We start from the raw sequence: 13393 nt of genomic DNA, 5'->3' as shown, positions 1-13393 counted from the left end.
CCTTAAATCGCCTTGTGTCCAATGACTTTGATGCTGGACACCGCGAACGTTCCGTCGCTGGGATCGGTGTCGTGGCCTGATCCGAAACCCGGCGAGTCAGGCCCGCTCGGCGGTTGCGGGCCGTTGACCGGCGCAGGTCCGCCCAGGATGCCGCCGAACGGTCCACCGTCTGGCGCCGTAGCGGTAGGCTGAGGAGCTGCCACCGGGCGGCTGGTTTGCCGAATGATCACCGTGATCTTCGAGGCGCTGATCCCCGGAATCGGTTTGACCGCTTCGCCGTGGATGTTGCCGGTGTCCTGGTCGACGACCGTGTGCGCAGTGTCATTGAACTGCCACTGCACCAACGTGACGACGCGGTGCTGCAGCCATGGATCACCACCAGCGCCCTGCGCCGGTGCGGTATCCCCCGGCACAATACTGACCGCAGTGATCACATAAGCGCGTTCGATTCCAGCCGGGCCGAGGGTGATGTAGAGCGGCTGACCGTCGGTGTGCCGCACGCAAATCCACGGCGATGGCCTGTCAGGATCGGCGATAGATTTGGCTGAGGTGGAGGCGCCGGCCGGGCAGTCAGCTGAGGCGGTAAACGGCAGCGGGTGATCACCACCCTCGCCAGGAGCTGGCGCGGGGGCTGCCACCACAGTCGGTGCGTCACTGGATTTCACCGCGTGTTGGCGCGGACGCGGCGACGGGCCATCCGGGCCAGATAGCGTGACGCCCAGGGTGGTGACCACCGTCGCCAGCGCGACCACCGCGGCGAAGGCGCCGAGCACCCACGGTGTGTATCGGCGCGGGCGGCGTTGCTTGACCGCCTCGCCAACAACGTCGCCAGCGCCGTGCTGCCCGAATCCGGTGCCCTCAACGTCGAAGGCGCCAGCGGGGTCGGCGGCACCAGCGGGATCGGCGGCATGGTGATCCTCAGCAAGTGCCGCAGCGGCGCCGACGTGGACGATGCCGTCGTCGGGGTCTACAGGCTCCTCAACGCTGTCCTCGGCTGAGACGCTGTCGTGGTCCGCGTCGAGCCGGTCGTCCTCGGTCTGGGCATCCGCGTCCAGATCCACCCCGATCTCGCGCAGCCATTGCTGGTCAGAAACCGAGCTCACGGCCGCCGCCGCCCCGAACGGTGCCCCGCCGTCCGGCGGGGGGCGAACCTGCGTCGGTGATGGTACGTGGCCGGCAACCGGTGCACCCGCGGCAAGACGTTCGCCGAGACATTCACATAGCCGTCATCACGGTCAGCAACCAACCCGGTGTCCTCACCGCGCACCACATACATCCGTTGACGGTGGGCGATCACCGGCGGCAGCAGCGCCAGGGGCACCGCCTGCGCGGCCGGTTGAGCAACGGGCTGGCTCCACACCTGCACCAGACGCTGGTCCTCAGCGGCACGGCGGGTGCGGTGGGCCCGTATCAGCTTGAGCGCCGCCCACAGGCACGCCGCCGCAACCAGCAGCGGCGCCAGTCTGACCAGCAATTCAACCATCGCCAACGTGATCGCGACGAGGACGGTCATCAGCGTTGCGACCGCCGCCACAAGCCCCTTCATCGCGGTGTCCCTTCGTCGTCTCGGCGCCGCTAGAGGAGTGGCGCCTATGCACACAACCGTAGGCGGTAATAAGCGATTCTGTCCACACTGTTAGACGACAATGGTTGCGTTTAGGTAGTTTCATGCGCGTGAATACACCAAAAGACGGGCCTGCGCGGCTCGATCATTTCGTCTCCGAGCGGCTGGCGGTCCTGCACATGTCCCGGGCTGAACTGGCTCGCCGGGGCGGACCCAACCGCTCGACGCTGCACAAGTCCAGCAACGGCTCTCGCACCATGTCGTTGGCCACACTGGCCCGCCTTGATGAAGCCCTGGGTTGGGCCCACGGCTCATCGCGGACGATCCTTGAAGGCGGGTTACCTGCCACCCCACCGCCGCAAGACACCCATGTACGCACGGTGTTGCACGCGGTGGAAGACCTCGTCGAGCAGTGCCACTCGATCTTGGCCGACGCCCGTCAGTTACTCACCGAACTGCTGACAGTACGCGAACCGGCCGAACATGCCCGCTGACATCTTCGATGATCAACGCCGAGCCTGGATCGCGGCCCACGCGGGGATCTTCGTCTTCCAGAAGCGCCGCGCGGAACTACTGGCCAAAAAGATCCGCGCTCGCACGCGAAGCCATGTCGGTGCCCGGCCTGACCCGCACGACGACGTGGTCGCCCCGCCGCTACCGATGCGCTCCGCTGGCTCTGCCAGCGGGTCCTTGGAAGCCGCGCTGGTCTTAAGCTGTGCGGCGATCGCTCCGCTTGGGTGGGTGGTGGGCAAGCTCGCCTATCTCTTGATCGTCAGGCTCATCCCGGAGCGGCTCCGTGCCTATCCGATACCGGCGTTGCTGTGGGGGGCCGCGCTGGCAGCCCTGCCGCTGCCGCTTTATGACCCATCCTCCGGTTTGTGCAGCGAGGTGTTGGTCCCGTGGCTTCTGGTCCAACTACCTGCAGCCCTGTTCACGGCCGCGGTTTACGGTCTCCTTGAAGGCTGGCTAGCCGTCGAAGGTTCCAGCGACTGGTGGCCACTGACGCCCGAAGCGGTTGAAGTTGACGACGACCTGATTTTGGGGTCAATGCTGCCGATGCCCACGGTCTTAGATCCATCCCCTGAGCCCGAACCCGCCCGCCGTGTCCCGCCCTCACTGCATGTGCGCCGGCGCACCCCGCCACCGATCCACTGGGGGCCGATCCTCGGCGGGGCCGCGGTCGTCTCGGCAATTGCGATCTGGTGCCTGATCTGCGCGGTCAACGCCCTGCTAGGTTCTGCCGACCAGCACTTGGACCAGCCGAGCTCCCAGACGTTGTCGTTCGCTGCGCTCCACCCGCCTTCATAGGCGGCAACGCGCCGAACCCTGTACTTGGGGCAGTCGTGGTAGATTCGCTACTGCGCCTTTTTAATTCGCTGTTGCACCGCTTGGTCGAATAGGGCCTGGAACTCGGTCCAGTCGGGGATGTGCAAGCGCTCGCCCGCGGTGCCCCGCTGCAGAAGCTGCGCCTCTTCTCGTGATTGGGGAAGCAGCTCTTGCCAACCGATGGCTTGGCCGAACTGTGAGGATTGTCCTCGGCTGCCGCCAGTCGGCTCGTAGGCTTCGGTGCGCCGGGTGGTCTCGCCCAGCCAGTGCGACGCCTGTTCGAGCAAGTGACGCTCATGAGCCCCGTACATGATCAGCGTGCCCGGGAACATATCCCGCAGCGCGTCAGCATATTTGGGCCCGAATACCACATCGAAATGCGACGACGCCTGAACTGTCGCCAAGATGTTGACGCCCAGTCCCGCTGACTCTCCGACGTAGGTCAACAGATCCGGCAGCGGGCACGAATTACACACTTCGTCAAGTTCGAGCAGCAGCCGATGGGTCAGTTGATGGTTCGCCATCTTGCGGCGGAAATGCCGGACAATGGAGTCGATCAGCGCCACCGCAGCGCCAGCGACCGAGCCAGTGTTTGGTGCGATGACAAACAGCGTCGCTTCGGGCTCGTCAAGCATGCGGACGTCAAAGGATTCCACACTGATGCGCTCCACTGCACTCAAGTGCGACACGCCCTCATCGGCGCTTAATCCCAAACGCAGCCAGGGTGTCACGGCCTTCGACACCGTGATCTTGATGCTGTCACGCAAGCGGGAATCCATTCCCGCGATCACGGCATATAGCGGGGCTGCGAGCTTGGGTTGTTCGCATAGCCCGTAAGCGGTCAACCATGACGGACGCCCCAGCTGCGGGATAGGACGCCCATCGTCCCCGCCGGCCTCATCGATGCCGAAGTCCTGCACCGCATCGAGCACCCACGGCATTCCCAGGCTGTTGCCTAACGGGCTGGCCGCGTACAGCAGACACGCCAATGGCGGTGCCGCCTGGGATTCCCAAAGCCCGCCTGCGGCAACTGCATTACCACTCGCACCACTAAAACCCACACCCGAGGTCGCCAGCATCGTCTCAGCGACCGTCAGCGCCTCGTGGGCGCTGGTGATGGTGCGCGTCGGGTCCGAAACCATTCGCCGCACCCCGGCCGGCCACACCTCGGTATGCTCCGGGCGCAGATCGATCACACCGGTGACACCCGTGCTGCGCCGCGTCAACACCAGCTCAGCAAGGTCAGGTTTGGACGACACCAACACCGCGGGCCCAGGATGGAGGAGCGCCGCGGGGGCCAGAATCCGGCGGGTTTTGCCGGTACGCGTTGGCGCGCTGACCAAAATGTGCGGTGCTGTCGCAGCGCGCGCGGCCACGTTTTGCCTATTGTAGGTCAGTCCGCAGTACGGCGTGTACGGTTCCTTGTCCACGATCCCATCATTGGCGCCGCTGCCCTCAAACGTCTATCAAAGCAGCAACATTCGCCACCACGCGATGTCAGCGGCCTGTGAAACGCCCGTACTCGTTGTCTATCGGTAACGGGTGAGCTGGTTGTATCAGACTCTGCACAATGTGCACCGAGCGGCGCCCGATCAGCTTGAGGAACAGTGCTATCCGTAACGGCGTGCACGTCGTGCGTCCTCGAATTCGTCCGCGGACACGGGGATCTTTGACAAGCTCGCGCACACGAGGCGTGATCGCCAAGTCTTCGACATCGCGGTCAAGGCCCACCAACTCGGCAATGTCCGCGAGGTGTTCGCCCAGACCGACCGTCACCGTCATCATGCGGTCAAGGGTCTCCGCTAGCTCTGTCACCCCCAACTCGGCCAGGCTTGCCAGCCGTTCCTCTCGCGGCCGTACCACTTCACCTTCTGCATTCATGTTCATCTGTCCTCTATCGTTAGGCATGTGAATGACCAACTGCGACAAATAGTTACGTCTTACTCACGTGTTCGATGTCTGGCACTGCACCGATGAGCGTCTGGACTCAATTTGTTACGGATAACGCCGCTAGACGGCCGCACGGGAGTGCAGCGCCGTGGCGAGGATTCGGTTCACCGTCGTGTGATGCAACTTCAGTTCCTCGGAGATCTCACCAGCGCGTTGCCCGGCAGCGTGGCGGCGCAGCACGGCCTCAATGACTTCTGGCTTCTGCTTGGTCCGTTTCGACGCCACCACCGTGCGGACCACGCCGTCGTGCTTGTCGCGGATGGATGCCACGGTCACCGGTTCGACTTTCGTGGCCACTGGCAGCGAATGCGTCGCCCCGTCGACCGGCGCCACGGCGCTCTCGAGCGCGGCTGCCTCGGCGCCCCTGAGCTGCCGCGGTGCCACGCCCACTCGCTGATCATCGTCGTCCTCATTGTCATCGTGGGCGTTGTCGTTGACGCCCGCTGTCGGCGCCTGTGCGCGGCCGTGGTGAAGGCGGGTCAGGGCTACCAACGCGACCGTGGCCTGAGCGGTGGTGACGTCGATAATCAGCGGCCACAACCATGCCAGGCTCGGGCGGATGCCGCATCGAATCGCCAGACTGCACAGGGCATCAAAAGACAGGCGGAACGCACCGACACCCAAGAGCAGCGTCATGATGAGTGCCGCCCAGAACGTCAGATTGGGGCGACGGTGAACCTTGATCAGCAGCGAAAGCCCTTCGGTGGATCCGAGCAACACCAACGGCGGCGCGGTGGCTACCGCGGCCGCCAGCGCCGGTGCGACATGCTCAGCCTGCACGACGGCGTGCAACGCGTTCCCCGTGATGGAGGCTACGCTCGCTCCAATCAGTACCACCCAGAAGAACCGCACCGCGCGTCGGTGAGTTCGCGCATCGGTGTCAAACAGATCATCACCCGCGCTGTCGCAAGCCATACCTGCCATCGTGCACGCCGGTCCCGCGATTCGTCTACCAAGACCAGCCACTTCGGCGGGATGAATTCAGCGGAGGTAGGCGTCTTCGTTGCGGAAAGTGATCGGCCGCAAGACGGTGCGAAACCGTTGTGTTTTCACGCTGATTCGTTCGCCGCGTTGTTCGATGCGGATGTCGGGTGCAGCGCTAGCGGGCACATCGCCGACCGTGACGGATGTCCGCGCCGCCGGGTAGCTGTTTGCTCGGCCGTTGTGTATCACCATCGTTGGGGGGCGAGGCGGCTGGGCGGTCAAATCACGCGTGGTCCAGATCCGCGGGGATGCCGACGCCATGGTCCAGCGGCCCGTGGGGTCATAGACAGCGACCTGTTCGCCCGCCGCGGCGGCCCGGCGAATAAGCCGGCGGACCTCCTGGTCGTCATCGGCGTGCAAAGCGATTCGGGTGGGGGCCGCGGGATCTGACATCGGCATCAGCAAGATGGCGTCACGCCATTGTCCAAGCAGAACACCGGATGCGCCGGCGACAACGGCAGTGTCCAGTTCAGCGGTGACCGGCGTGGAGGGCAAGCTGAGCCGCTGGCGGCCCGGCACGGTCAACGCCACCGCTTCCCATTGTCGGCCCGCCATCGGGTTGAGCACCAATCGCGGTGAGGTGGCCAGTGGTTGCACGGTGGTCAGCCGAACCAGGGCCGACGCCTGCACCCCAGTGGGCTCGCTGCGCAACGCGATCACCAGGGTGGTGTGATCGCTTTGGTAGGCCCACACATCGTCGAGTTCAGCAGAGCGCACATCTTGGGCGCTGAAGAAATACGCTGTCACATAGGCTTTCCCGCCGCGCTGCAGATTGGTCCAGCGGTCCTCATAGGAAGCTGTTGCGTTCTCGGGACCACCCAGGCTGGCCATTATTGCGTCGGTCATCTGCGAGGCAGTTAAAAGCCGTGCGCGACAGTTCGTTTGGTTGAGAGCTCTGGTGATGCGCTGCGACGCGGCCACCGCCGCGGCGATAGTGTCACGCCGCCACAACAATCCCGGCACTACCCGCTCACTGCGCGTATCGAAACGGACCACCAGCGTCACGCTGCGCTGTCCGGCAGCCGGCAGACCCCGCAAGGCGGCCTCGTACAGCTCGGCATAGTTGTCTCTGGCGGTGCGGCTGCCTTCGCACACGATGTCGACGTCGACGCTTAATCCGCAGCGCTGCATCTCCTGTGCGATCACGCTAATCGGCACGGTATTGGGCGTTTTGGTGTGGTCGGCGTGCAACAGGGTCGGGATGTAGGGCTTACCCAGCACCGAAATCATCGTGCACACGGTATGGCCGTCGATCACGACACCGATCGTGTGTTCGTTGAGCGTGACGTCGACCGGTTCAGGCAAGCGAAGCTTACGCTCCCGGTGGAGCGTCCAGTTGATCACGCGCCCCACCCACTGCCCGATCGTGCGCCCACGCAGGGTCAGCACACAGAACAACAGGCCCAGCACTGCGGCGCTAGCCATCGCGACCGGCCACGATATCAGCGTGGTGCTCAGCGCCAACGCCACCGCAGCCGCGACCAGTTCCCCGGTGATGACAGCGCGAGAAGTGAGACGAGCCGAGACAAACCGTTGGCGCATCAGACCTGCTCCCTACGACGTCCGACCGTGACGCCGACAGCTACCGCCAGGACACCGGTGACGGCCACGCCGGTGATGGCCATCGCGACCCACCCCGGGCGCGGGTCGCGTGGCGCAGGCGGGGGCGGCACCTTGAGCTGGGCGCGCTGAACTCCGGGAGCAAACGTGTCTCCTGGGGGCACATCCCACGTCAACGCCGCGACCGGATCCACCGTCCCGTAACCCACCACGTTGTCACGCCCACCGGCCGGCGGGTGCGCGGTGGCCTCTAATCGGTGGATCACCTGATGCGCGGTCAGGTTGGGGAACTTCGCGCGCACCAACGCCGCCACGCCCCCGACGAACGCCGAGCTGAACGAGCTCCCCGCGATCGGGTGCAGCTTGTCGTCATCGACTGATCCGTTGATCACTTGTCCGCTGGTCGAAAGGCCCACGATGTCGGCGCCCGGTGCGGCCAGGCCCACCCACGGGCCGTGCACGGAGGCGCTGTCGCCCCCGGCGGGAACACCGGTCGAATCGGTGGCCGACACGGCCAACACGTAATCGCTGAACCACGCCGGGGTGGCGATGGTTTTGACCGACGCCCAGCCCCGCGTGGGGTCACCCGGTAGCGGGTCGGGATTTTGTACGTTGCAGCCCTGGGCATGAACGTTGCCCGCGGCGGTCACGATCACGACGTCGCGGTCGACCGCGGCGTAGCGGACCGCGGCTGCCAAGGCGCTTTGATCCTGCGGCTTGGTTGTCGAGATGCACGAGACCACACTGATGTTGATCACTTTGACGCCCAGATTAGCGGCGTGCACGATCGCGCGGGCCAACGAGTTGATATCACCGGCGCGTCGAATGTCCTCAGGATTGTCGGACACTCCGGGGTCGAGGAGGCCGAACGTTTGCGCTGTTTGGCGGATTGAGATGAGCATCGCGTCCGGGGCCACGCCGATCAGCCCGTCGGGACCGCCACCAGGGGGCGGTTCTAGCGGCTCTGACCCGCGCTCCTGGCCCACGGTAACCGGAGGTGGAGCCGACCTACCAAGCCAGGCTGGGTGGTCGTCTGGCGGGGGCGGGGGCGGCGGGGCCACCGTTTGGGTCACCGTGACCGTCGGCGGCGGCGGTGGCGGGGGAATCGGGCGTGGCGGCGGCGCCCCCGCGGGCGGAGCCACGGGCACTGCCCAGGACGGCTTAGGAACCAGAGCTGCCCCCGAGGGCGCGGCCCCAATCAGTGAGGCCACCACGGTCCCGTGGCCATCGCAATCAGACAGCCCGTCACCAAACTGGCCCATCACGAAGTCCCCACCGGCCACCAAGTGCGGCAGCCGAGGTTGTGCCGCCACGCCGGTATCGATGATCCCCACCAGCACGCCCACACCGGTGGATTCTTTCCAGGCCTGAGGCATGTTCATCAATTGCAGCGGTGCGGGCAGCTCGCGCAAATCACTGCCCGGCAGCACCCCGGTGGTTGTGCAGGCCGCGATTTGGTGCATCGGTTGATCCGGGGCGGGCGCGGGATCAGGCGGCGGTGGGCCAGGAGGCACTACCGGGGGATCGATCGCGCCGGCCACCCCGCCGGACACGGCAATCAGGGCGGCGGCCAGTCCTACCGCGCCCAGGCTGCTCGCGGCTTTCCTCATGATCCGTGCACCGCATTCCGTACCACCCACAGCAGGTTGAGCAGCCAAATCGCCCATGGCACAACAAAAATCAGGAGGACGTATTCGCTGACCTCGACGGCGCGGTTCACCGGCGCGCTGATGCGCGCTTTGGGCACCACCAGCACCCCGAGCAGCCCCATCCCGGCCAATGTCAGTGTCGCGGCGACGCAAATCAATGTCACGACCGGCGACGCCGGATTCGGCGCGCTGGCGTATCGCCCGATCACCACCGCTACCGCAACGACGGCACCCACGGCCAGTGTGACGGACTGATTGCGATCGACAAACGAGCGTGACCTGAGCAGAAAGATGGCGCAAATTCCCAATGTGAACGCCAAATAGCGCCATCCGCCGCCTGTTTCGGGCATCACTGCATATCGTGCGGCCACGACCAGCACCACAGCGCCGCCCACCAGCAGCCCCGTCACGATAGTGGTGCCGCGCCGAGCCCACGTTGCGATCTGTTCCACAGATTCGTTGCCTGGCCGCTCCACCGGCGACACGGTGTTGAGGGCAGCGCCTTCTCGGGTCTCAAAGACCCCGCGGTTGGTGACCGACGGAAACCAAGGCCCGGGCACACCTGCTCCCATGACGCCGATGCTGGTCGCAAACGTCACCAGCACCAGATCCAGGACCAGAAAGACCACCGCCAGATGCGCTGGCAGCACCCGCCAGCCGCTGGCATGAATTACTGCCACCGCGCCCGCAGACAAGCCGATCACGGCCATCCCCGCGAACACACCCAGATAGCGGCCAGTGAGCATCGTCAGCGCCGCGACGCCGGACAACACGGTGGCCGTCGCGGCCACCACATGCCAGCCCCCGGGCGGGCCGGGCACCGACATCGCCGCCCCCGCGCCGGCAGACACTAGTGCCGACCACACCAAGAAATCTGCTGAGTGGCGTCTTTGCTCATCGCGGGCCCGCGCCGCCGCCCTGGCCGACACCAAGAAGACGGCGGCTAAGCCCCACGACACCGCGGCGGGCAGCCAGCCGTGCTGTTGCCACCACAGCTGGGCCAACATCATCTCCGTCCACGCCACCAACGCCGCGAACAGCCCCCCGGCGACACGGCGCGCTGCCGTGATGTTCACCGTGGAGAACTGTTCGCGGGCGGAACGAGCTAGCGCGGTCGACACCTCCTCGATCACGGGCGCGAAGCGCTCAGTGGCCTCGAGGGGCAACAAGCACAGCAAGTCGCCGTCGTAGACACGGCTGTCGTCCAGGGATCGTTGGGGATCGAGTGTGGTGGCGTCGGCCCGACACAGCTGATAGGTCAGCGTGTCATCCAGCGGTGCTCGGCCGCGGTCTTTGAGGATCGCGTTGACCCGCGGGATGAGGTCCTCGATCACCGCGATCAACGCCACCCCGGCCGGCAGCACGTAGTCGATCAGGGTGTCCTCACCGACGAGCAGATGCACCTTGCACAGGCGTGGGACCTCGGGCGCCTGTTGTGCGGGATTTGCCGTAGTCATCGGGCATCAGTCGTTGTGGAAAATCCTGCCGCGAGCGCGGCGGCGGTTTCCAGCACCGCGCGGGCGGTTTTCGGGCGGATCCGGCGGATGTCGAGCTCGCCGGCTGAGGCGATGTGAGGGTCAAACGGGACCTCGATGATGCGATCGGCTTTGACCCAGCTCCCGAAATGCTCGCGCAACGTGGCAACCAGCTTCGCTGTCTCCTTGCGATCCTTGCGGTTGCGTGCGGGACGAATGTGGTTGATCACCAATACCGTTCGCGATAGCAACTGGTGATAGCCCTCATCGCGCAGCCACTCGAAGTTGGTGCTCGCCCCTTCGGCGCCGTCGGGCACGGCTGAGGCGACCATCAACACCGCATCGGCGCGCTCGAACACGCCCTTCATCACCTCGTGTTCGAGGTCAACGCCGCAGTCAACGAACAACACGCTGTAGAAGCGTTGCAAAAGCTTATGGCCCTTGGTGAAGTCGTCAGCGGTCAGCACGTCACCGCGTGCACCTCCATGACGCGGGGACGCGACAACATGCAGACCCACCGCATTGTGGCCGGTCAAGGCCTCGACGTCGGCGTAGCGGTGCAAGTTGCCGTCCTCGTTGATTGCGCGCAGCGACGACGCGCTGGGATCGACACGGACCGCCAAATTCGCGGCTTGTGCGGGATCGGCATCCACGGCGACCACATGGTCGTTGCGGTTGCGCTTGAACTCGCTGGCGGTGGCCACCGTGATCGCGGTTTTGCCCGAGCCGCCTTTACCTCCGAGCACCACGATGGTGTACGTGCCGCGCAGATTGGCGCCGATCGAGGCCTTCAAGCCACGCACCGTGCGCTCGTCGCTGGACTCGCCGACGTTGATAAGGCCACCGGAAGCCTTGAGTAGCGCCCTGCGCCATCCCTTCGACGACGCTTCCTTATGCGGGGTAATCAGATCCGTGGCCCGCAGGTGCTCTCGGAGGGCATCCGAGGACCGTGGGGTACCCGCGGTGCGCTGCGCCGGTGGCGGTGTCGCCGCACGCCAACCGCGCTCGGCTGCCGACGGGTGGGGCGGCTGGTGCTGGCCGGCAAGTGGTTGCCCGACCGGCTGCGGCGCGCCGCCGTGACGTCCTCCGAGCGCCACTTCTGACCCGCCGTGCGGGGGGCGACCGAAATTGTTTGCGTCGCCGTAGTTTTCACCTGGGATGGCGGGCTGATCGAAGCCGGGCTGTTGTCGCTCCCATGATGCGGTTGACGCAGCGTCCTGGGAATGCGGTGCAAAGGTGCCCTCAGGGGGTGCAAAGCGCGGCGGCTGCCACGTCGGTGGGGCTGGCGGCGGCGGAGGTGGGTCGTGAGGGCGGGGTGCCACAGTGCCCTCCGGCGGGGAAAAGCGCGGGCGCGCATCTTCTCTGGTCGTGGTGTCGTCGATGTCACGAGGACGGCTGGCCTGCGCGGCGTCTGGCGCGGGCTGCGCGTCGGGCGCGGGCGTGGCCGTCAGGTCGTCGAAAAAGTCGCGTTCGTCGCGCCCATGTGGGTTTGTCATGCCGTGTCCCCTCATCACCGAACCGTATCCGAATTTCGCTTAGCCGCACTTCCTTTGGCCACAGCGCGACACTAACAACCTCGGTTTTCATCCGTCTACAACGGACACCATATTAGTGCGTATCGAATTTAGGTTCGCCGGTGAGTCGCCCAACCGCGACCCGAGGGCAACGTCTCAAGCAGCTCGAGCACAGCTGTGTGAATGGCGTGCTCAGCGCCGGGCAGCAGCGTTGTCCATTGCCTGCCATCAGGACCAACGCTGTTGCTGACAACGACGCGGCCGAGGAGGGTGTCGGCGACGGTTACCGCCATCGGTGCCCGCGCTGGCCCGCTGATGGAGAATTCGGCCGCGCCGATCACCGCGCGCGTGGTTCCCCGGTCGGCCACCGCTTCGATCAGCCGTGCCTGGGGCACAGATAGGCCCACCTCAGTGAGGCCGGCGACCAGGTCGATGGCGGGGTTCGCCTGCCAAGCCGCCAGAATGGTATGCAGTTCCGCCGCTTCGCTATTGATGCCGTGGAACTGGGCCGGTTCGGCTGGCCCGAGCGTGTCGACGACGGCGTGGGTGATCTCGGCCTCCCCCAGCGGGCTCACCACCACCTCATCGTTGGCGTCTTGGCCCGGACGCCACAGTCGCGCGGCAGCCACCCAAGCGTTGTCGCGACGGCACAGCGTGACAACACGCTGCGGGGGGCGTTGGGCATACCACTGGGCCAGCGCTGCAGCGGCCTCAATCGGGTCATCTGGGGCGGTGAAGATCGGTGGTGGGCCTTCGAGGCGGTTGGGGGCCGTCTCGGGGCGTGTGATCGTGACGTCGATCTCGACGTCGGGACGCCCCAGCACACCCACCCAGGAGGCCACGCTGGGGTCAACTGCACCATCCCGATAGATGCCCGCATCGTGCAGCACTTCCATACCGGGATGGTCGGCGATGGTGGCCTGCACTGCCCCGATGGGCCGAATCTTGAGCACGGGGGGTAATTGGGCCACACCGCAAAGCGCGGCTGTCAACCACAAGCCTTCCGACGTGGTCGACAGCCGCGCTGAAACTGCGGTACCGGTCTCGGTCACAAGCCCCGGAAACCGGCCTGCACCGCGTGGTCGGTGCCCAACGCATTCGTCGAGGCGTGCCCGACGGCGTGTCCGTGGCGTTCGATCGTCTGGAAGACCGCCTGGAAGGCCTGATCGATCTCGTGCATGCACGTTTGGGCAGCGTCGGAACCGTGCTGCGTCCAGACTGCGGCCATCTGGTTGATCACGCCCATCGCGCGGCTGCGCAGGTCGTTCATGTGGGCGACCAGTTGCCCCTGTGCCGAGACGTGATCGGCCATCATCGCGTGGTCGTAACGCATTGAATCCATAACCATTCTCCTTCTGAAAGTCGTCTAGA

13 protein-coding genes are annotated in these 13393 nt (G+C 65.6%); 2 read left to right on the top strand and 11 right to left on the bottom strand.

The features are described 5' to 3' along the window. Positions 1-2: 2 nt before the first annotated feature. Positions 3-1103 carry a hypothetical protein gene (locus tag SKC41_RS29885; protein ID WP_330981308.1) on the bottom strand — a complete coding sequence of 367 codons (1101 nt, stop codon included), beginning with the start codon at positions 1101-1103 and terminating at the stop codon, positions 3-5. After that, entirely contained in the window at positions 1100-1546 is a 447-nt protein-coding gene (locus SKC41_RS29880) for a hypothetical protein (protein WP_330981307.1), read from the bottom strand. The genes SKC41_RS29885 and SKC41_RS29880 overlap by 4 nt, the downstream gene beginning before the upstream one ends. A gap of 128 nt (positions 1547-1674) precedes the next feature. On the opposite strand from SKC41_RS29880, the gene SKC41_RS29875 reads away from it, so the two are divergent. Then, positions 1675-2058, top strand: a complete 384-nt coding sequence (locus tag SKC41_RS29875; RefSeq protein ID WP_330981306.1) for a helix-turn-helix domain-containing protein — start codon at positions 1675-1677, stop codon at positions 2056-2058. Continuing rightward, positions 2048-2872, top strand: a complete 825-nt coding sequence (locus SKC41_RS29870; protein ID WP_330981305.1) for a hypothetical protein — start codon at positions 2048-2050, stop codon at positions 2870-2872. The genes SKC41_RS29875 and SKC41_RS29870 overlap by 11 nt, the downstream gene beginning before the upstream one ends. Positions 2873-2919: 47 nt before the next feature. Here SKC41_RS29870 and SKC41_RS29865 read toward each other — a convergent pair whose 3' ends face one another. The 9 genes from SKC41_RS29865 to SKC41_RS29825 all read right to left on the bottom strand — a co-directional run bounded on the left by SKC41_RS29865 (position 2920) and on the right by SKC41_RS29825 (position 13364). Further along, positions 2920-4320, bottom strand: coding sequence for a type IV secretory system conjugative DNA transfer family protein (locus SKC41_RS29865; RefSeq protein WP_330981304.1), 1401 nt, complete (start codon positions 4318-4320; stop codon positions 2920-2922). 67 nt (positions 4321-4387) lie between these two features. Then, positions 4388-4771 carry a hypothetical protein gene (locus tag SKC41_RS29860; protein WP_330981303.1) on the bottom strand — a complete coding sequence of 128 codons (384 nt, stop codon included), beginning with the start codon at positions 4769-4771 and terminating at the stop codon, positions 4388-4390. 129 nt (positions 4772-4900) lie between these two features. Further along, positions 4901-5755 carry a DUF2637 domain-containing protein gene (locus SKC41_RS29855; RefSeq protein ID WP_330981302.1) on the bottom strand — a complete coding sequence of 285 codons (855 nt, stop codon included), beginning with the start codon at positions 5753-5755 and terminating at the stop codon, positions 4901-4903. 66 nt (positions 5756-5821) lie between these two features. Continuing rightward, positions 5822-7366, bottom strand: a complete 1545-nt coding sequence (eccE, locus tag SKC41_RS29850) for a type VII secretion protein EccE (protein ID WP_330981301.1) — start codon at positions 7364-7366, stop codon at positions 5822-5824. Next, on the bottom strand, positions 7366-8994 hold the full coding sequence (locus tag SKC41_RS29845; RefSeq protein ID WP_330981300.1) for a S8 family serine peptidase: 1629 nt from the start codon (positions 8992-8994) through the stop codon (positions 7366-7368). The genes eccE and SKC41_RS29845 overlap by 1 nt, the downstream gene beginning before the upstream one ends. Continuing rightward, complete coding sequence (gene eccD, locus SKC41_RS29840) at positions 8991-10490, bottom strand: type VII secretion integral membrane protein EccD (RefSeq protein ID WP_330981299.1); 1500 nt, start codon at positions 10488-10490, stop codon at positions 8991-8993. The genes SKC41_RS29845 and eccD overlap by 4 nt, the downstream gene beginning before the upstream one ends. Further along, the gene (locus SKC41_RS29835; protein WP_330981298.1) at positions 10487-12004 is read right to left on the bottom strand and encodes a MinD/ParA family ATP-binding protein; all 1518 of its coding nucleotides are present in this window, start codon (positions 12002-12004) and stop codon (positions 10487-10489) included. The genes eccD and SKC41_RS29835 overlap by 4 nt, the downstream gene beginning before the upstream one ends. A gap of 128 nt (positions 12005-12132) precedes the next feature. Next, positions 12133-13014, bottom strand: coding sequence for an ESX secretion-associated protein EspG (locus SKC41_RS29830; protein ID WP_330981297.1), 882 nt, complete (start codon positions 13012-13014; stop codon positions 12133-12135). Between the two features lie 56 nt (positions 13015-13070). Beyond that, positions 13071-13364 (bottom strand): WXG100 family type VII secretion target, encoded by a 294-nt coding sequence (locus tag SKC41_RS29825; RefSeq protein WP_330981296.1) that lies wholly within the window; start codon positions 13362-13364, stop codon positions 13071-13073. Positions 13365-13393 lie beyond the last annotated feature (29 nt).

This window comes from Mycobacterium sp. 050128 (genome assembly GCF_036409155.1).
In the GTDB taxonomy this organism is placed as follows: Bacteria; Actinomycetota; Actinomycetes; order Mycobacteriales; family Mycobacteriaceae; genus Mycobacterium.
This window is presented reverse-complemented; position numbering and strand designations above follow the sequence as displayed.

Coding starts and splice junctions, on each gene's coding strand:
- SKC41_RS29880 (WP_330981307.1), bottom strand. CDS start 1,546: ATGAAGGGGCTTGTGGCGGCGGTCGCAACGCTGATGACCGTCCTCGTC.
- SKC41_RS29870 (WP_330981305.1), top strand. CDS start 2,048: ATGCCCGCTGACATCTTCGATGATCAACGCCGAGCCTGGATCGCGGCC.
- SKC41_RS29860 (WP_330981303.1), bottom strand. CDS start 4,771: ATGAATGCAGAAGGTGAAGTGGTACGGCCGCGAGAGGAACGGCTGGCA.
- SKC41_RS29855 (WP_330981302.1), bottom strand. CDS start 5,755: ATGGCTTGCGACAGCGCGGGTGATGATCTGTTTGACACCGATGCGCGA.
- eccE (WP_330981301.1), bottom strand. CDS start 7,366: ATGCGCCAACGGTTTGTCTCGGCTCGTCTCACTTCTCGCGCTGTCATC.
- SKC41_RS29845 (WP_330981300.1), bottom strand. CDS start 8,994: ATGAGGAAAGCCGCGAGCAGCCTGGGCGCGGTAGGACTGGCCGCCGCC.
- eccD (WP_330981299.1), bottom strand. CDS start 10,490: ATGACTACGGCAAATCCCGCACAACAGGCGCCCGAGGTCCCACGCCTG.
- SKC41_RS29835 (WP_330981298.1), bottom strand. CDS start 12,004: ATGACAAACCCACATGGGCGCGACGAACGCGACTTTTTCGACGACCTG.
- SKC41_RS29825 (WP_330981296.1), bottom strand. CDS start 13,364: ATGGATTCAATGCGTTACGACCACGCGATGATGGCCGATCACGTCTCG.